Genomic DNA, 17,381 nt, shown 5'->3' on the forward strand with positions numbered 1-17,381 from the left:
TGCGCCCAGCCGACGGTCCGGAACCTGTTCATCCGCGTGTGCGCAACAACCTCCACCACAACGGTTTTCACCCGCGGCAGGATCGGTCCGAGCCGTGACCGGTCGGGCTGGCCCGTGCGGAAAATGCGAATCATCCGGGTCAGCCCGGTGCAGAGCGACCCCCAGCTGAGCAGAGTGATGATGGCGCCGATGATTCCGAGTGTGATCGTCGCAGTGCTCACAGTATTGACCCCCCGGTCCCGAAAATGCACTGAGCAGCAACAAGAGTCATGTTACCGACCAGTAACTTACATGTCTGATGTCAAGTTATCATTGAATCGACAAGGGGGAAAGCCCGGTGCACGTTTACCTCGCCAACGCAGGCATCGGCCAGTTTTGTTGTGGCGATGGGGAGTTCAGGAGATGATGCGGATGGCGTAGGGCATGATGCCGCCCTCGCGGACGGCGGCGACGCGGACCACTTCACCGGACTCCGGGGCCTCGACCATTTTGCCGTTGCCGACGTAGAGGGCCACGTGTTCGGAACCGCCGGAACCCCAGAAGAGCATATCGCCGCGCTGCCGATCTGCCACCGGCACACGGGAACCCATGGAGTACTGGTAGCCGCTGTAGTGTGGTAGCGAGACGCCGATGCCGGCGAAGGCGTAGATCATCAGGCCCGAGCAGTCGAAACCTGTTTTGTTGTAGTCACCGTAGGAGTCGGCGACGCCGCCGTCGCGAATGCCGAGGGTCGCGCCGTCCTCATCGCCGCCGCCCCAGGCGTATTCGACCCCGAGCTGGGACATGGCGCGGTCGACCACGACTTCCACCAGATCCGAGCGGCTTCCGGTGGGGCGAGTCGCGGGCTGGCTGCGCCTGGGTGGCGCCGGCGAACTGTTCAGTTGCGTGTGCGGGCGACGGCCCGAACCTGTTTCCGCGGCACGGTCATTGGAGGTGCGGTCGGCCGCGACGCGGGCCGCTGCCGCAACTGCGGCGGCGCGGGCTTGCGCTTCCTCGGCGCGGCGCTGCTGATCCCAGGCCAGGAAGGTATCGCGCTGTCCCTGCAGTCCGGCTACCTGCGAGCGGGCCGTATCGAGCCGCTGCTGCGCCGAATCATGTTGCTGCTGCAGGTCATTGCGGCGCGCGGCCTGCTGGTCGAACTCGGTTTTCGCGGCCGTCACGGCGGTCTGCGCCTCGGCCTTCTTCGCCTCGGCGTCGGCCGCGGCCGCATCGGCGGCCTGCTGGGCCTGCTTGGCGGCGGAGGTCTTGTTGGCCTGATCCACCTGGGCCCGGCGCAGGCCGTCCACCACTTGCTGCTGACTCTTGGACGCGATGGTGAGCACCTGGGCGCGGGCGAGCGCGACCTCCGGAGTGGGCGCGGCCATATAGCTGATGAGCGAGGCGGATCCGGGTCGCATGTAAACCTGGGCGACAAATTTGTCGAACTCGTTGTGCGCGTCGCCCACCTGCACACCGGCATCGGTGAGGTCGTGCTGGCAGCTGGTCACGGCGTGCGCCGCGGTATCGGCGGCATCGCGGGCAACCTGCAGATCGACCAGGGCCTTGTTGACGGCTTCGCGGCGCGCGGCAACGGCATCATCGAGCAGTTGCAGCTGCTGTTCGGCGGTGGCCACCTGATTGATGAGCACACCGACCTGGCCTACGGTAGCGTCCACATCCGCACCGGCCTGGGCGATATCGCTATCACTCGGATTGGGGGGTGGTGGGGGCACAGCGTGGCCGGTGGCTATTCCGAGAGCTACCACAGTGATCGCTACCAGCAACTCGGTAGCGACCCGAATCGGGCGCCCTCTACGTTTCGCCGGTTTTCGCATCGCACCTCCCTGGATCCGGTTCTGGCCCCGGGGAGCGACTCACAAGCCCCATGCGAACCATCCGGATCACCGGAAACTCGAGGCTCTTCTGACACTTCATCCCCAACAGCGTCGTTGCGAAACCGTACGACACTTCCGACACAGGGTGAATCAGCCACGCGGGAATGACTTGGAGGTAATTCAGACGTTGCCAGCCATTAGCCCGTTTGCCAGGCGAGATACCACACGACGCCGCAGCCGACCTTCAGGAAAACCTTCCGGATGTCAGCGAAGCCGCAGCAAATGAGACCGGACCGCATCTCGGGCATGCCGAGATACGGTCCGGGAAATGAACGAATTACTCAGGCGACAGGCGTGCGCGGACGGTCGGAGCCGGTCTTCTCCCCCGCCGCACGCCGCACCTTGACGGTGTACAGCCCGCCGATCACCGCAATGAGCGCGAGCACCGCGATCAGGGTGATCAGGGTCCATGACACGGCTTCGGGCTGTTCGAGCCGGTCCATGAAGGTCCGGGCCGCTTCCTCGGTGTGGTCCGAGCCGCGGTACTTCGATTTGTCCTCGGCCCACTCCAGGCGGGCGCGGGTGAAGGTGTCGCTGTAGGTGCCGACCCAGTCGTCACTGAACACCACCACGGTGCCGTGCTCCGTCTTACCGACCTCGGTGGCGAGGTCGCGCAGGTTCGCCTCCATGCCCGGGTTGCCCTGCACCACAACGATGTTCAAATCGATGCCATGGTCGCGCGCCTCAGCGGCGATGGCGGCCAGGCCGTCCTGACTACGCCCCGTGGGTGCGGCGACATGATTGTCGTCCAGGTCCACCAAGATGGCGTTCAGGTCGGTGTTAGGCGGCAGTTCCGCCTTCATAGGCGCGAAAACCGAGGTGTGCGAGACGGTCACGGACGCACAGTACGCGACTGCTTGTCACATCACCTCACCACGGCACGCCGTAAGCTGGCACCGTCCCGACACGAGAAGCTCGCGCAGCCACCGCGAGAACCTCCCCCGGGCCGCTCGGGGACCTCCCCGATGCGCTCACAGGACAAGCGTACTGTTAGGGTGAAGCACGGACGAGGCCAGCGCCTCGACGAGCCATCGGCACAGCCCCGCCGGTGGCCCTCCCATTCACAGACGAGTGGAGCTGACAGTGACGAGTATCGATTCCTTCGGCGCCAAGAGCACCCTCGAGGTCGGAAAGAACTCTTACGAGATCTTCCGTCTCTCGGCCGTGCCCGGCACCGAAAAGCTGCCCTACGCCCTCAAGGTTCTCGCGGAGAACCTCCTCCGCACCGAGGACGGCGCGAACATCACCGCCGACCACATCCGCGCGATCGCGGCCTGGGATCCCAATGCCCAGCCCGACACCGAGATCCAGTTCACCCCGGCCCGCGTGATCATGCAGGACTTCACCGGCGTGCCCTGCATCGTCGACCTGGCCACCATGCGCGAGGCCGTCGCCACCCTCGGCGGCGACCCGAACAAGGTGAACCCGCTCGCCCCCGCCGAGATGGTCATCGACCACTCGGTCATCATCGACGTCTTCGGCCGGGCCGACGCGCTCGAGCGCAATGTCGATATCGAGTACTCCCGCAACCGTGAGCGCTACCAGTTCCTGCGCTGGGGCCAGGGCGCGTTCGACGACTTCAAGGTCGTCCCGCCGGGCACCGGCATCGTGCACCAGGTGAACATCGAGCACCTGGCTCGCACGGTCATGGTCCGCAACGGCCAGGCCTACCCCGACACCTGTGTCGGCACCGACTCGCACACCACCATGGTCAACGGCCTGGGCGTGCTGGGCTGGGGTGTCGGCGGCATCGAGGCCGAGGCGGCCATGCTGGGCCAGCCCGTCTCCATGCTGATCCCGCGCGTTGTCGGCTTCAAGCTGACCGGTGAGATCAAGCCGGGCGTCACCGCCACCGACGTGGTGCTCACCGTCACCGACATGCTGCGCAAGCACGGCGTGGTCGGCAAGTTCGTCGAGTTCTACGGCAAGGGCGTCGCCGAGGTACCGCTGGCGAACCGCGCGACCCTGGGCAATATGAGCCCCGAATTCGGTTCCACCGCGGCGATCTTCCCGATCGACGAGGTCACCATCGACTACCTGCGCCTGACCGGCCGCACCGAGGAGCAGCTCGCGCTCGTCGAGGCGTACGCCAAGGAACAGGGCATGTGGCACGACGCCGACAACGAGTCCGCGTACTCGGAGTACCTCACGCTGGACCTCGGCGACGTGGTCCCGTCCATTGCCGGCCCGAAGCGCCCGCAGGACCGAATCCTGTTGTCGGAGTCCAAGACCGCGTTCCGCAAGGACATCCACAACTACACCAACGATGCGGAGTCCGGCCCCGCGGCCGTCACCCCGCACACGCACCTGGACGAGGCCATCGAGGAGTCCTTCCCGGCTTCCGATCCCGCCGTGCTGTCCTTCGCCGACGATGACGCCGTGCTCGTGCCGTCCGCCGCGAACGGCGCCGTCGGCCGCCCGAGCAAGCCGGTCAAGGTCTCCTCGGAGGAGTACGGCGACTTCGTGCTCGATCACGGCGCGGTCGTGGTCGCCTCGATCACCTCCTGCACCAACACCTCCAACCCGTCGGTCATGCTCGGCGCCGCGCTGCTGGCGCGCAATGCCGTCGACAGGGGCCTGACCTCCAAGCCATGGGTGAAGACCTCCATGGCCCCGGGTTCGCAGGTCGTGAACGACTACTACGAGAAGGCGGGCCTGTGGCCGTACCTGGAGAAGCTGGGCTTCTTCCTGGTCGGTTACGGCTGTGCCACCTGCATCGGCAATACCGGCCCGCTGCCGGACGCCGTGTCCAAGGCGATCAACGAGAACGACCTCTCGGTCACCGCGGTGCTCTCGGGCAACCGTAACTTCGAAGGCCGTATCTCCCCCGACGTGAAGATGAACTACCTGGCCTCCCCGCCGCTGGTCATCGCATACGCGCTCGCGGGCACCATGGACTTCGACTTCGAGACCGACCCGCTGGGTCAGGACACCGCCGGCAACGACGTGTTCCTGAAGGACATCTGGCCGTCCTCGAAGGAGATCGAGGCGACCATCGCCAGCTCGATCAACCAGGACATGTTCATCAAGTCCTACGCCGACGTCTTCAAGGGCGACGAGCGCTGGCGCGGCCTGTCCACCCCGGAGGGCAAGACCTTCGAGTGGGATCCCAAGTCCACCTACGTGCGCAAGCCCCCGTACTTCGACGGCATGCCGTCGACGCCGGCTCCCGTCACCGACATCACCGGCGCGCGAGTGCTTGCCTACCTGGGCGATTCGGTCACCACCGACCACATCTCCCCGGCCGGCAACATCAAGCCGGGCACCCCGGCCGCGCAGTACCTCGAGGGCCACGGCGTCGAGCGCAAGGACTACAACTCCTACGGCTCGCGTCGCGGTAACCACGAGGTCATGATTCGCGGCACCTTCGCGAACATCCGCCTGCGCAACCAGCTCCTCGATGACGTCTCGGGTGGCTACACCCGCGACTTCACGCAGGAAGGCGCTCCGCAGGCGTTCATCTACGACGCCTCGCAGAACTACCAGGCCGCGGGCATTCCGCTGGTCGTGCTGGGCGGCAAAGAATACGGGTCCGGCTCGTCTCGTGACTGGGCCGCCAAGGGCACCAGCCTGCTGGGCGTCAAGGCCGTCATCACCGAGTCGTTCGAGCGCATCCACCGCTCCAACCTCATCGGTATGGGCGTTGTGCCGCTGCAGTTCCCGGTCGGCGAGTCCGCCGCGTCGCTGAAGCTGGACGGCACCGAAACCTTCGATATCGCGGGCATCACCAAGCTGAACGAGGGTGTGACTCCGAAGACCATGAAGGTGACCGCCACCAAGACCGACGGCACGAAGGTGGAGTTCGACGCGGTCGTCCGCATCGACACCCCCGGTGAGGCCGACTACTACCGCAACGGTGGCATCCTGCAGTACGTGCTGCGCAATATGATTCGCGGCTAGAACTGCTGAACGCTCGGCCGGGAAGGGCTGTTTCCCGGCCGAGTTATGGTGGCAGGCAACGGTTTCGCGCCGTCGCCGGTAACGCGGTCCAGCCGGATCGCTTCGCTCGTCGCTAGTGCGGGACGTCCGCACCGGTCCATGATCGGTGGGGATGTCCCGCACACCCCGTTTCGGAGGAGTCCATGCCCAAGGTCAGTGACGACCACCTCGCCGCTCGTCGCAGCCAGATCCTCGACGGAGCACGCAGTTGCTTCGCCGAGTACGGCTACGAGGGCGCCACCGTGCGTCGCCTGGAAGAAACCACGGGTCTGTCGCGGGGCGCCATCTTCCATCACTTCCGTGATAAGGACGCGCTGTTCCTGGCGCTCGCGCACGAGGACGCGGCCCGCATGGCCGAAGTGGCCGCCAACCAGGGTCTGGTACAGGTGATGCGCGATATGCTGGCGCGCCCCGAGGACTTCGATTGGCTCGGAACACGTTTGGAGATCGCGCGCCGCCTGCGCAACGATCCCGAATTCCGCGCCAACTGGGAGGAACGCTCCGAGGAGCTCACCGCCGCCACCGTGGCCCGACTGGAACGCCGCAAGGCCGAGGGCGCGCTGCGTGACGACGTCCCCACCACCGTGCTGCTCGGATATCTGGATCTGATTCTCGACGGCCTCATCGCGCGCATAGCCTCCGGCCACGCCAACGACAACCTCTCCGCGGTACTCGATCTCGTGGAAGCCTCTGTGCGGCGCAAGAATTGACGCGACACGAGGATTGAGTACCGGCTAGGGTTTCCATGGCCATGAAGTAGCTCAGTCGGTAGAGCACCCGCACCGCAGGTGGGGGGTCGCGGGCTCGATTCCCGCCTTCATGGCCTCCTATTCCCCCTCGAGGTCCGCGAGCAGCAGCCGGGTGATCCGGTCGAGCTCCTTGCGGTCCTTCGCGGAAAGCACTGCGAGAATGCGGGTTTCGTTCTCGACGTGCTCGGTGATCACCAGGTCGATGAGCTGCAGGCCGCGGTCGGTGAGGGCCACGCGCACCGCGCGCCGGTCCGCGGCGTCCGCGGTGCGCCGCACCAGTCCCGCCTGTTCGAGCCGGTCCAGGCGGCCGGTCATGCCGGCCCGCGAGAGCATGAGCGTATCGGCGATCACCGAGGGGTTGAGCTCGTAGGGCTCCCCCGAACGGCGCAGTGCCGCAACCACATCGAACTCCCCGCGCTGCAATCCGTGTGCGGCGAAGACGGATTCGATCTGCCGGCCGGCCACCAGTGAAAGTCGGCCGAGACGGCCGATGATGGCCATGGCCTCCAGATCCAGATCCGGCCGCTCCCGGTGCCACTGCGCCTCGATCACATCCACCGCGTCAACCTTCTTCTCACCCATGGACAACATTCTATTCGCTCCTATATAGTTCGATAGCGAACTATAACTCATCGAACTATCTGGAGCCGGTCATGACCACCACTTCCCGCCAGGTCGCCATCTGCCAGCCGAACGAGGCCGAGACCTTCGGCAATGACAACGTCACCATGCGCCTGCTCCTCGACTCCGCGGACACCGGCGGTTCGGTCAGCACCCTCGAAGTAACCATGAAGCCGGGCGCCGACGGCGCCACCCCGCACTTCCACACCAAATCAGATGAGCTCTTCTACATCGCCGAGGGCGAACTGCAGCTGCTGGCCGGCGACCGCATAGTCACCGTCGCCGCGGGCGGTTCCATCGTCGTCCCCAAACTCATGCCGCACGCCTTCGGCGCCACCCCGGACAGCTCGGCCCGCATCCTGATCGCCCTCATGCCCGGTGTTCAGCGCTTCGAGTACTTCCGCATTCTCGACCGCATCGCCAAGGGCGAATCCACCTTCCAGGACCTGCTCGACTCCCAGGAGGAGTTCGACAACCACTTCATCGATCGCCCCGACTGGTGGGCCGAACGCAACGCCAACCGCCGCTGAGCATTACGCGCGCCAACCTGCGGCAATACGGTCGTGCCGGCGATTGCCGCGGGTAGCCCGGCAATCGCCGGAATGTGCCACAGACCACTGAATTTCCGGAATCGACCGGAAAATGCTGTGGTTGTAAGTTTTATGGTTTTCTCCGTTCCGGTCACCGTTCGCGGCTATGAGCTCGATGTCAACGGCCACCTGAACCAGGCTGTCTATCTGCAGTACGCGGAACATGCGCGGTGGGAGCTGCTGCGGTCGTGCGGGGTGCAGGAGGACAAGCTGATGGGGTCGGGGATCGGGCCCGTGGTGCTGGAGAACAACATCAAGTACCTGCGCGAGCTGCACATCAGTGACGAGATCACGGTGAGCTGCGAATTCGTGTGGAACGGCGGCAAGACCTACCGGATGCATCAGGAGATCCGGAAGCTGGACGGGACCCTGTCCGCCGAGGTGAATGCGGTCGGCGGCATTCTCGATCTGAAAGCCCGCAAGCTCGTTTCGGATCCGGCCGAGCGATTGCGCGCAATCTCCGAAACGCCCGAACTGCTCGGGCTCTAGTTCGCGCGGCGGGTAGCGAAAAACTCTCAGGCTGAGCGGTTTCCGCCGCCCTGGCAAGGTTTGCCAGGGCGGCGGAAATCTTTCGTTGCGAACCGAACGAGCGGCCTTGCGGGATATGATTCAGATCAAGCTCGGCCCCGCAGCAAATCCCGAGCAGATCGGAGTTAAGCATGACCGGCGCCCTCCATCACCTCGCGTCTCCCCCTATCGACGCCACTGCGCCACCGCTATCTGGCTATCTCGTAGCATCCACCGATCGGGACATCACCGTGCGCGTCACCGATGGCACGTGGACGTTCCGGCGCACCGATGTTCTCGATCTGACCGATTGGGAAGTTGCGGCAGCGCAAGGAATCTGCGAGGGACGCCCGGTGCTGGTGCGGGTACGCAATGGCGCCACAGCCGATTTCACGCAGCGCCGGCGCATCGAACTCACCGAACGCCCGCCGACCCTCCCGCTCGCCTACTCCCCCACCCGCGGTGACGACGAGCTCCGCGAGCTCACCGAGGCCTGGGCCCGCGGCCTGGAACTCACCGCCGCGCCGGGTGTCGGCGGCGCCACCATGACTTGCTGCCAGACCCGGTCGCACAATGGCAGTGACGACGGCGTGGCCTGCGACAGTCTCGACTGATAGGCCCCGATATGGCCGCCCGTACAACGGGTTCGGTACTCATCGTCACCGAAGCCGACGACCTGCACGGCGATGCACTCGCCGCCACCCTGCGGAAACATCACGGGCTCAGTCCGATTCGGCTCGATATGCGCGACTTCCCGCGTGAGAACGGCACTTTCCGCGTCAGCCGCGACGGCACCTCCCGCAGTCTCTCCCACATTCTGGGCCTCGACGACGCCTCCTCGGTATGGTGGCGACGGCCGCAGCCCTGTGTGGTTCCGGGCAGCGCCCGCGGCGTCGACGACGACTATCGCCAGGCCGAATGCGATGGCTTCCTGCAGGGTCTGCTCTGGTCGATACCCGCACTGTGGGTCAATGATCCGGGCGCCGATCGCACCGCGAATCGTAAACTCGTGCAACTGGAGACGGCGTATCGCGCCGGTTTCGCGGTGCCGGAAACGCTCATCACCAATGATGTGGACGAGGCACGCTCGTTCATCGATTCGCGGCCCGGTCCGGTGGTCTACAAGCGTGCCGGCACCGGCCGCGGCGCCTTCACCGAGACACGCATAGTCACCGCAGCCGATCTCGCTCGGCTGGAGACGATCCGTAACTCCCCCACCATCTTCCAGGACTACATCCACGCCGAATGCGATCTGCGCATCGTGTGGGTGGACGGGATGGAATGGGTGGTGCGCATCGACTCGCAATCCGGTGTGGGACGGGTCGATTCGCGTTTGGACACGTCGGTGGACTTCACCGCGGATCGATTGCCCGCCTCGGTGAGCAAGTCGCTGACCACCCTGATGGGCGCGCTGGGACTGGCTTTCGGCGTGCTCGACCTTCGGGTCGGCCTCGACGGCGAGTTCTGGTTCCTGGAGGTGAACCCCCAGGGTCAGTTCGCCTATCTCGAAATCAAGACCGGGCTGCCGATCTTCGAGAGTCTGGCGAATCTGCTGGTCCTCGGCGACGGGACAGTCAACGGCTGAACGCCGGCCCCGGATCAGCTCGCGATATCGCAAGCGGTCGAACGGTTTTCACCCCTCGACCGCTTGCCGATGTCACGATCAGCTACTACTTGCTTTGACCTTTGCTGCCTTGCGGCGGTTGGCACCACCACGGCTGCGGAGTTGCACATGCGACTCCACCAGCACGTTGTGGATGAAGCCGTACGATCGCCCGGTCTCCCGGGCCAGTGAGCGGATACTGGATCCGCTCTCGTACTGCTTCTTGAGCTGGGATTGCAGGCGGTCTCGCGACTTTCCCGTCACGCGTGTGCCTTTTCCCAATACGGCTTTACCCTGTGCGGGCCTGTCACTCATGACTTCCTCCGAGTCGCCGTGGGCGCCTCATTCAAGGTTAGAGACTCGGAGGGCGGTGATCAACGAAATCGTGTGATCGGTATCACGCCAGCTGAATGAGTTCCAGATAATCCTGCGACCAGTGGTCCTCGGTGCCGTCCGGAAGCATGATGACGCGCTCCGGATTCAGCGCCTCCGCAGCGCCCGAATCGTGCGTGACCAGCACAACCGCGCCCGCGTAACTGCGCAGCGCGTCCAGGACCTGCTCGCGCGAGATCGGATCGAGGTTGTTCGTAGGCTCATCCAGCAGAAGGACATTCGCGGCGGAGGAGACCAGACCGGCCAGTGCGAGACGGGTCTTCTCACCACCGGAGAGCGTGCCGGCGAGCTGATCCAGCTGCGGACCGGTGAACATGAACGCACCGAGCAGGCCGCGCAGATCCTGCTCTCCCGCATCGGGGGCCGCGTGCCGGATGTTCTCCCAGACGCTCGCGTGATCGTCGAGGGTGTCGTGTTCCTGCGCGAAATAGCCGACCTGCAAACCGTATCCGGGCACCAATTCACCGGCGGTGGGCTGTTCGACGCCCGCCAGCATGCGCAGCAGCGTGGTCTTACCGGCGCCGTTGAGGCCCAGCACCACGACCCGGCTGCCCTTGTCGATGGCCAGATCGACGCCCGCGAAGATCTCCAGCGAGCCGTACATCTTGGTCAGGTTCTCGGCCATCAGCGGCGTCTTGCCGCAGGTGGCGGGGGTCGGGAACTTGATGCGCGCCACCTTGTCGCTCACCCGGACCTCATCGGCCTCCGCAAGCATGCGATCGGCACGCTTGATCATCTGGTGTGCCGCAGCGGCTTTGGTGGCCTTGGCGCCGAGCTTGGCGGCCTGCTGCTTGAGCGCGGAGGCCTTCTTCTCCGCGTTCGCGCGCTCGCGGCGGCGGCGCTGCTCGTCGGTGGCGCGGGCGTCGAGGTACTTCTTCCAGCTCATGTTGTACATATCGGCCTCGGCGCGCACGGCGTCGAGGAACCAGACCTTGTTCACCACATCGGCCAGCAGATCCACATCGTGGGAGATGACGATGAGGCCGCCGTCGTGGCCCTGCAGGAAGCCGCGCAGCCAGGTGATGGAGTCGGCGTCGAGGTGGTTGGTGGGCTCGTCCAGCAGCAGTGTGGTGTTGGATTTGCCGCCACTGCCGTCCGAGGCGGCGAACAGGATGCGTGCCAATTCGATGCGGCGGCGCTGACCACCGGACAGCGTCCGCAACTGCTGCTGCATCACCCGGTCGGGCAGGCCGAGGTTGCTGCAGATGCGTGCCGCCTCGCTCTCGGCGACATAACCACCGAGCGAGGAGAACCGGTCCTCCAGCTGACCGTATTTGCGGATCGCCTTGTCCCGCTCGGCCTCATCGACCACTTCGGCCATGAGCACCTGCTGCTTTTCCATATCGCGCAGGATCTTGTCCAGGCCGCGGGCCGAGAGCACCCGGTCCCGGCCGAGCACATCCAGATCGCCCTCGCGCGGGTCCTGCGGCAGATACCCGACCTCCCCCGATCGGATGATCTTGCCGGCATACGGCTCGCCCTCACCGGCGAGGATGCGCAGTGTGGTGGTCTTCCCGGCGCCGTTGCGGCCGACCAGTCCGATCCGGTCACCGGCTTGCACCCGCAGTGCCGATCCGGGCACTGTCAGCAGGGTGCGGACTCCGGCCCGGACCTCCAGGTCGGTCGCGGTGATCACAAGTGTCTCCTCGTGCGATGGTGTGCTGGCGGATAACTGCTCGATTGTGGGCCGTCACGACACACAAGAAAACCCGATTTTACCGCTCCAACAGCCCATCGACCCAATCGAGCACACCCTCGGTTACCCGGCCTTGCACGGCCGTAACGTGGGTCACACCTCGGGGACGTCGTTCCGCGACACGGCTTGCGGGTCGAATCCGGGCGCGCAAGCGACAACCTGGCCCGCAACCCGGCGGATTGGGCGGGCAGCCCCTCCGATGCGGAGTCCGAGCATCTGGTGGGCGGCGCAGCGCGTGCCTTCCACGACGACGCAGACGGTGCCCAATGTCACCTACGCCGGCGGCGTACCCGTGCGTACGCGAACCAGTACCCGCTCGGCCGTGCACGGTGCGATTATGCGACCACGGCTGTGATGAAGTTCCCCGATGTGCCGTCGTCGTCGGGACCAGCTACGGAAACCTCAGCTCAGCAGTGTGCGCCCGTACCAGTCGTTCGCATCGGTGACGCCGGGCAGCACGAAGAAGTACCCGCCGCCGAACGGTTGCACGTAGTCGGTTAGCGGCTCGCCGGCCAATCGGGTCTGAATCTGCTCGAACTGACGCTGCACATCCTGCTGGAAGCAGGTGAAGATGTGCCCGGCGGCCATATTGCCGTTCGAACTCATGCCCAGATCGTAGTTATAGGAACGCCGAACCAGTTGCTGGCGTGCGGTATCGGGGGTGCGCGGGTTGGCCAGGCGGATGTGCGAGGTCAGTGGGATGACCGTGCCGTCGTGATCCCGCTCGTAGTCGGGGGTGTCGAATTCCTGATTGCCGTCCAGCGGCGCACCCGAATCCCGGCGGCGCCCGAACATGTTCTCCTGCTCGTTGATCGAGACCCGGTCCCAGAACTCCACCAGCATGCGGATCAGCCGCACCACCTGATAGGTGCCGTCGCGGGTCCAGGTCGGCTCGGCGGGATCGTCGGTCCAGATCAGCGCTTCGGCGTCATTTCCGATCGGATTGGCCGTGCCGTCCTTGAAGCCCAGCAGGTTCCGGCCGGTGCCCGAGGGGCGCGGCGGCGAGTTGTAGCCCTCGATCTTCCAGCGCAGCTGCAGCGCACCGCGGGTCTGGCGGGTGATGTCACGGATCGCGTGGTGGACGGTGTCGGGATGATGCGCGCACAACTGCACCATCACATCGCCGTGCATCCACGCGTCCTCCGGCGAGTCGTCCGGGAAGATCTTCATCGGCGTCAGACGCGCCGGCTTGAGCTTGGCCAGCCCGAACCGGTCATCGAACAGGCTCGCGCCCACACCGGTGGTCACGGTGAGCCCGTCGGCGAGCGTATCCGGGCCGAGCACGTCACTGTCCGACGGCGGCTGACCCAGGCCGAGGTCCGGCGGGGTGTTGTCGGCGGTGAGGAAGCGGGCGCGCCCGGTGAGCGTCTTCAGCAGCTCGGCCAGTTCGGCCTTGTCCGACACGGTGACATCGAAAGACGCGTAGCAGGAGGCGTTCTGCTTGTCCGCCGGGCCCGGGGTGAGGATGCCTGCCTGATGCACGCCGTGGAACGGGTAGGACGAGGCAGCCGAGGGCGTGCCCGTGCCCGCGGCCGCGGCGTCCACGCGGGCGCCTTCGGCGACGAGTCCCGCGGTCAGGGCCGTTCCGGCCGCACCGGCGGCGGCACCGGAGAGGAATCTGCGTCGGCTGAGGTTCATCGGAGGCAAGCCTTACGTGTCGAGGATCAGTGGGCGGCGGGAACTTCCAGCAACCGGGGAACCCGGGCCAGAACTTCCAGGGCGCCGCCGAGTGCGGCCTTCACGGACTGCTGTGCGGCATGCGGGATCTGGGCGGGCGGACGCCACTTGCCGCCGTCCTGGGTGGCCAGCAGCGTCCGCTGCAGGGTGTCCAGGCGCGCGGCGATGGTCGCGCGCAGATCCGGCGCCCGCTCATCCAGCAGCGGGCCCAGGCCGCTGATCACGGTGCGGGTGATGTCGATATCGGCCATCGTGAGCGGATAGGCGGCGCCGCCACCCAGATCGTCCATGCCCGAAATGTGGTCGCGCAGTGCGTCTTCGAGGATCTCGTGACCACGGATCGGCAGGTTGGTCGGGTCGCCGGCCAGGTCGGTCGAGCTCAGGTTCTGCTGCACCGTGGCGATATCGGCGCCCAGCTTGTCCAGGACCGGCAGCAGTTGCGCGGCGCCCTGTCCGTGCCACAGGCCGTATTCGAGGCGGTGCAGGCCGGTAAAGCCGACGTCGTTCACCCCGTCAGGGAGCCCACCGGGCAAGCCGTCCACGGCGGTGCCCGCCGCACCGAAACTGTTGTAGGAGGCGCCGACCCGCTCCCATTGCTCCTGGGCGGTCAGCCAATCCGCCTGCGCGGCGGCGATATTGTTCGCGTGCAGGTCGTTGCGGAGGGCACCGAGGGTTTCGGTGAGTCGGCCGAGCGCCTGCGCGGCGGCGGCCTGGTAGGCGTCGTTTGCGGGCGTGAGGTCGTCCTGGCTGACCGGTTTCACCGCCGGTGGCGCATCTGCGGTACCGCTGACCTGCACCGTGGCCGAACTCGTCACCGCCTGGCCCGACATCGCGCACTTGATGGTGTAACTGCCGCGGCTCAGGGTCGCGGTCATATCGGCCGTGGTGCCCGCGCCGATCGTCTCGATCTCACCGACGATCGCGCCGTCGGCATTGACCAGGGTGATCTCCCCCGCCTTGCCGCTGCCGTTCTTGACCGAGAAGGTCTGGCTGCCCGAACGAGCCGAACTCCATTCCGGCGCACACGAATTCGAGGTGATCGAGACCGCCTGAACGGAGCCTTCACTCGCCGAGGGCAGCAGTGCGATGGCCAGGCCCGCGGCCAGCGCCGGCACCAGTACCAGGGCCGCGCCCACCACCGCCAGGCGCTTGCCCGCGATCCTCTCGAACCAGTCACCGGCATGCTCGTGCTCGTCGGCGGGCTCGGGCTTCGGGGCCGCCGGTTGCGGCGCCGTGGCGCCCGCGCGAACGAACATGGTGAGCACCACGATTAGGTAGACCGCCCAGGCCACCACCTGCAGCACGGTCATCTTCGGCTGCAGGGCGGTGATGCCCGTGATGAGCGCGGCCCACCAGGAGTTGGCGTCGATATGCGCGCTCAGGTCGAAGGCGATCCACTGCGCACCCGGGATCAGGCCCGCGTTCTGCAGTTCACCCAGCCCGTAGGCCAGCACACCCGCGGCAATCACGATCAGCAGCAGCGCGGTTCGGCTGAAGAACACACCCAGGTTGAGCCGCACACTCTGGCTGTACAGCAACCAGCACAGCACGATCGCGGCGATCAGGCCGATGGTGGCGCCGACCAGGGGCGCGAGCGTGGCGCCGGAGGCCTTGACCGCGGTCCACACGAACAGCGTGGTCTCCAAGCCCTCACGCCCGACCGCCAGGAACGCGGTGACCGCCAGCGCGCCCACCCCGATGGCCGCGGCCCGGGTCACCTCACCGCGCAGCTGTTTCGACAGGGTCGAGGCGGTGCGGCGCATCCAGAACACCATCCAGGTGACCAGTGCGACCGCCAGCACGCTCAGCACGCCGCCGACGGCTTCCTGCGCCGAACTCGACATCACGCTGGTCGAATAGGTCAGCACGGCAGCGAAACTGGCCGCCACCGACACCGCCCCGAGTAGCCCGAGCCAGACCGGTGTCGCAGACAACGGACGCTCGGCCGTCGACGCCTTGCGCACGGCTGCCAGCAGGATCGTCACCACGAGACCGGCCTCGAGGCCTTCCCGCAAGCAGATCAGAAGGTTTGGTACTGCCTCGGCCCAACTCACTTCGTAAAGGTAAGGCATACCTACTTCTCGGGTCCAGGGCACCCCTATCAGCAACCTCCCGCCACCGGCATCGCACACTGGCGGCGGGGTGGTTACACACCTCGTCAGCCGTAGGCGGACGGCAACATTACTTCCGGGAATTTGCCCGCCGAATATTCAATTCTCCAACAAGCGCGAGCGCGCTCGCGGCCTCGGACCACCGCCCCTGGCGTTACTGGAACATCGATCCGGCAGGCGGGCGAGCAGCGTTTCGGATGCGGAGTCCGGGCATGCGGTCGACCCCGGACCGGGTTACGGCACCGGCGTGCGGCTGGGGTGCTGGATTGGACTCCCGGCGTATTTCATTGTGCAACAAGCAATCTGACCGGTCCGTTAACGTTCACAAGCGGACGAACTAAACATTTCGACCACACCGTTCGGTGCACAAGATCCCCGCCCGGGCAGTAACCTCAATGTCACGTCATCAAATGCTGGCATCGATGCCGGCCGGGAACCGGCACCGTGTGAACGGTTCCTTCGACAGTTGCTCACCAGAGCGTGAGCACATCAAGCGCTTCCGGCTGTTCAGCGCTACGCCTCAACGTGGACAGTTCGAATCGATTGCGCGCCAACGTAGTTCGACGCCCACACGGTTCCGTTCGGTCACGACGGCGCGGTCAACCATGCGCCGGCATCACCGGCAGCACACATGCGGAGAATCAATGACTGACTCGGAAACGAACACTGTCGACAATCTCGCCCATCCCTTTCTGCAAGTGCACGTGGTGACACCGGGTGACCTCATCACCACCGAAGTACCTGAGGCCGCTCAGCCCAAGGTCATTCCGATATCCGCGAACTCGGGACGCCCCAAACAGCTCAGTTCCGTTGACGCGCAGTTGCTCGATATGGAGACCCGCACGACGCCGATGCACGTCGGAGCAGTCATCATGCTCGCGTCCGACCAGCCGCTCGACATCAGAACACGAGCAAGAGATACCGCCCGGAGATTCGGCCTTGTCGCCGGTCCGAGCGAGACGCACGGCACGCCGGGACCGCGTATTGGCCGCCGCGACCGAGGTTTTCGTGTCGCGGGGGTTCCACGCATCCACCATGCAGGAGATCGCACAGCGGACCGGCTGGACCAAACCTATTCTTTACAAGGCCTTTTCGGGAAAGCTTGACCTCTGTTTGGCAGTCCTGCAACACCATACGGACGCACTGAGGGACTCTGTCGAATGCGCGCTGGAGTCCACCAGCGTCAACCAGGACCGAGCGCGCGCTGCCGTGCAGGCCTATTTCGACTTCGTCGACCATGAGACATAAGGATTCCGGCTGGTATTCGACTCCGTCGTGACCAGCGAACCTTCGGTGCAATGGCAGGTCGGCCGCGCCATCGATGACTGCGTCACCGCAGTCTCGAGGGTGGTCGCTCACGACTCCGAGCTGGATCCATATCAGGCCCGCCTGCTGGCCGCCGGCGTAGTGGGTGCCAGTCAGGCCGGCCAAAGTCACTGGCTGGCGCCGGATCTGATGCCGGTGGACCTCTTCCAGGTCCTGCCACGATCGGGTCGCCGGCCGGTTCGCGGTGCTCACGTTATCGGGCGGTGACCCTGCCCGGTTCAGGCGCCGAGGTATACCGGCAGTGAGCCGTGGCCGTTGGAGATGAACGAACTGATCGTGCCGAGGTCAGCCGGGT

The 17,381-nt window shown here is 65.7% G+C and carries 17 protein-coding genes and 1 tRNA gene; 10 read left to right on the forward strand and 8 right to left on the reverse strand.

Features of this window, described 5'->3' with window-relative positions; translation table 11 throughout:
* The 3 genes from JWN03_RS34435 to JWN03_RS34445 all read right to left on the reverse strand — a co-directional run.
* A partial coding sequence (locus tag JWN03_RS34435) for a hypothetical protein (RefSeq protein ID WP_297623871.1) occupies nt 1-221 on the reverse strand: 221 nt, incomplete at its 3' end.
* A gap of 174 nt (nt 222-395) precedes the next feature.
* Entirely contained in the window at nt 396-1,814 is a 1,419-nt protein-coding gene (locus JWN03_RS34440; RefSeq protein WP_297623874.1) for an NlpC/P60 family protein, read from the reverse strand.
* Nucleotides 1,815-2,155: 341 nt separating this feature from the next.
* Nucleotides 2,156-2,710 carry an Rv1476 family membrane protein gene (locus tag JWN03_RS34445; protein WP_297623877.1) on the reverse strand — a complete coding sequence of 185 codons (555 nt, stop codon included), beginning with the start codon at nt 2,708-2,710 and terminating at the stop codon, nt 2,156-2,158.
* 247 nt (nt 2,711-2,957) lie between these two features.
* Between JWN03_RS34445 and JWN03_RS34450 the strand changes: the two genes are divergently transcribed.
* The 3 genes from JWN03_RS34450 (at nt 2,958) to JWN03_RS34460 (ending at nt 6,636) form a co-directional block, all read left to right on the forward strand.
* Nucleotides 2,958-5,774: an aconitate hydratase gene (locus JWN03_RS34450; protein ID WP_297623879.1), complete on the forward strand. Its 2,817-nt coding sequence runs from the start codon at nt 2,958-2,960 to the stop codon at nt 5,772-5,774.
* Nucleotides 5,775-5,956: 182 nt separating this feature from the next.
* Nucleotides 5,957-6,523: a TetR/AcrR family transcriptional regulator gene (locus JWN03_RS34455; protein ID WP_297623882.1), complete on the forward strand. Its 567-nt coding sequence runs from the start codon at nt 5,957-5,959 to the stop codon at nt 6,521-6,523.
* Nucleotides 6,524-6,563: 40 nt separating this feature from the next.
* A tRNA-Ala gene (locus tag JWN03_RS34460) sits at nt 6,564-6,636 on the forward strand.
* A 4-nt stretch (nt 6,637-6,640) separates the two neighbouring features.
* Here the strand turns inward: JWN03_RS34460 and JWN03_RS34465 are convergent.
* Nucleotides 6,641-7,144 carry a MarR family winged helix-turn-helix transcriptional regulator gene (locus JWN03_RS34465; protein WP_297623885.1) on the reverse strand — a complete coding sequence of 168 codons (504 nt, stop codon included), beginning with the start codon at nt 7,142-7,144 and terminating at the stop codon, nt 6,641-6,643.
* A 71-nt stretch (nt 7,145-7,215) separates the two neighbouring features.
* Here JWN03_RS34465 and JWN03_RS34470 point away from each other — a divergent pair, with 71 nt between their 5' ends.
* From JWN03_RS34470 to JWN03_RS34485, 4 genes are all read left to right on the forward strand, one after another.
* Nucleotides 7,216-7,713, forward strand: a complete 498-nt coding sequence (locus JWN03_RS34470; protein WP_441343117.1) for a cupin domain-containing protein — start codon at nt 7,216-7,218, stop codon at nt 7,711-7,713.
* Nucleotides 7,714-7,845: 132 nt separating this feature from the next.
* The gene (locus JWN03_RS34475; protein WP_297623888.1) at nt 7,846-8,262 is read left to right on the forward strand and encodes an acyl-CoA thioesterase; all 417 of its coding nucleotides are present in this window, start codon (nt 7,846-7,848) and stop codon (nt 8,260-8,262) included.
* A 170-nt stretch (nt 8,263-8,432) separates the two neighbouring features.
* Nucleotides 8,433-8,894: a hypothetical protein gene (locus JWN03_RS34480; protein ID WP_297623891.1), complete on the forward strand. Its 462-nt coding sequence runs from the start codon at nt 8,433-8,435 to the stop codon at nt 8,892-8,894.
* A gap of 11 nt (nt 8,895-8,905) precedes the next feature.
* Complete coding sequence (locus tag JWN03_RS34485; protein WP_297623894.1) at nt 8,906-9,865, forward strand: hypothetical protein; 960 nt, start codon at nt 8,906-8,908, stop codon at nt 9,863-9,865.
* Nucleotides 9,866-9,943: 78 nt separating this feature from the next.
* Here the strand turns inward: JWN03_RS34485 and JWN03_RS34490 are convergent, their stop codons facing one another.
* The 4 genes from JWN03_RS34490 to efeU form a co-directional block, all read right to left on the reverse strand.
* Entirely contained in the window at nt 9,944-10,198 is a 255-nt protein-coding gene (locus JWN03_RS34490) for a helix-turn-helix domain-containing protein (RefSeq protein ID WP_297623897.1), read from the reverse strand.
* 82 nt (nt 10,199-10,280) lie between these two features.
* Nucleotides 10,281-11,912, reverse strand: a complete 1,632-nt coding sequence (locus JWN03_RS34495; RefSeq protein WP_297623899.1) for an ABC-F family ATP-binding cassette domain-containing protein — start codon at nt 11,910-11,912, stop codon at nt 10,281-10,283.
* Between the two features lie 462 nt (nt 11,913-12,374).
* Nucleotides 12,375-13,610, reverse strand: a complete 1,236-nt coding sequence (locus tag JWN03_RS34500; protein WP_297623902.1) for a Dyp-type peroxidase — start codon at nt 13,608-13,610, stop codon at nt 12,375-12,377.
* 26 nt (nt 13,611-13,636) lie between these two features.
* On the reverse strand, nt 13,637-15,703 hold the full coding sequence (efeU, locus tag JWN03_RS34505; RefSeq protein WP_297623905.1) for an iron uptake transporter permease EfeU: 2,067 nt from the start codon (nt 15,701-15,703) through the stop codon (nt 13,637-13,639).
* Between the two features lie 701 nt (nt 15,704-16,404).
* On the opposite strand from efeU, the gene JWN03_RS34510 reads away from it, so the two are divergent.
* From JWN03_RS34510 to JWN03_RS34520, 3 genes are read left to right on the forward strand one after another with little or no spacing between them, the layout of a single operon-like run.
* The gene (locus tag JWN03_RS34510; RefSeq protein WP_297623917.1) at nt 16,405-16,866 is read left to right on the forward strand and encodes a hypothetical protein; all 462 of its coding nucleotides are present in this window, start codon (nt 16,405-16,407) and stop codon (nt 16,864-16,866) included.
* Nucleotides 16,796-17,008, forward strand: a complete 213-nt coding sequence (locus JWN03_RS34515; protein ID WP_297623914.1) for a TetR/AcrR family transcriptional regulator — start codon at nt 16,796-16,798, stop codon at nt 17,006-17,008. The genes JWN03_RS34510 and JWN03_RS34515 overlap by 71 nt, the downstream gene beginning before the upstream one ends.
* Nucleotides 17,009-17,035: 27 nt before the next feature.
* Nucleotides 17,036-17,293 (forward strand): hypothetical protein, encoded by a 258-nt coding sequence (locus tag JWN03_RS34520; RefSeq protein WP_297623908.1) that lies wholly within the window; start codon nt 17,036-17,038, stop codon nt 17,291-17,293.
* Nucleotides 17,294-17,381 lie beyond the last annotated feature (88 nt).

Origin of the sequence: Nocardia sp. (assembly GCF_025465275.1) — a bacterium.
GTDB lineage: Bacteria > Actinomycetota > Actinomycetes > Mycobacteriales > Mycobacteriaceae > Nocardia.

Coding starts and splice junctions, on each gene's coding strand:
- JWN03_RS34440 (WP_297623874.1), bottom strand. CDS start 1,814: ATGCGAAAACCGGCGAAACGTAGAGGGCGCCCGATTCGGGTCGCTACC.
- JWN03_RS34455 (WP_297623882.1), top strand. CDS start 5,957: ATGCCCAAGGTCAGTGACGACCACCTCGCCGCTCGTCGCAGCCAGATC.
- JWN03_RS34465 (WP_297623885.1), bottom strand. CDS start 7,144: ATGGGTGAGAAGAAGGTTGACGCGGTGGATGTGATCGAGGCGCAGTGG.
- JWN03_RS34470 (WP_441343117.1), top strand. CDS start 7,216: ATGACCACCACTTCCCGCCAGGTCGCCATCTGCCAGCCGAACGAGGCC.
- JWN03_RS34475 (WP_297623888.1), top strand. CDS start 7,846: ATGGTTTTCTCCGTTCCGGTCACCGTTCGCGGCTATGAGCTCGATGTC.
- JWN03_RS34480 (WP_297623891.1), top strand. CDS start 8,433: ATGACCGGCGCCCTCCATCACCTCGCGTCTCCCCCTATCGACGCCACT.
- JWN03_RS34485 (WP_297623894.1), top strand. CDS start 8,906: ATGGCCGCCCGTACAACGGGTTCGGTACTCATCGTCACCGAAGCCGAC.
- JWN03_RS34490 (WP_297623897.1), bottom strand. CDS start 10,198: ATGAGTGACAGGCCCGCACAGGGTAAAGCCGTATTGGGAAAAGGCACA.
- JWN03_RS34500 (WP_297623902.1), bottom strand. CDS start 13,610: ATGAACCTCAGCCGACGCAGATTCCTCTCCGGTGCCGCCGCCGGTGCG.
- JWN03_RS34510 (WP_297623917.1), top strand. CDS start 16,405: ATGACTGACTCGGAAACGAACACTGTCGACAATCTCGCCCATCCCTTT.
- JWN03_RS34515 (WP_297623914.1), top strand. CDS start 16,796: ATGCAGGAGATCGCACAGCGGACCGGCTGGACCAAACCTATTCTTTAC.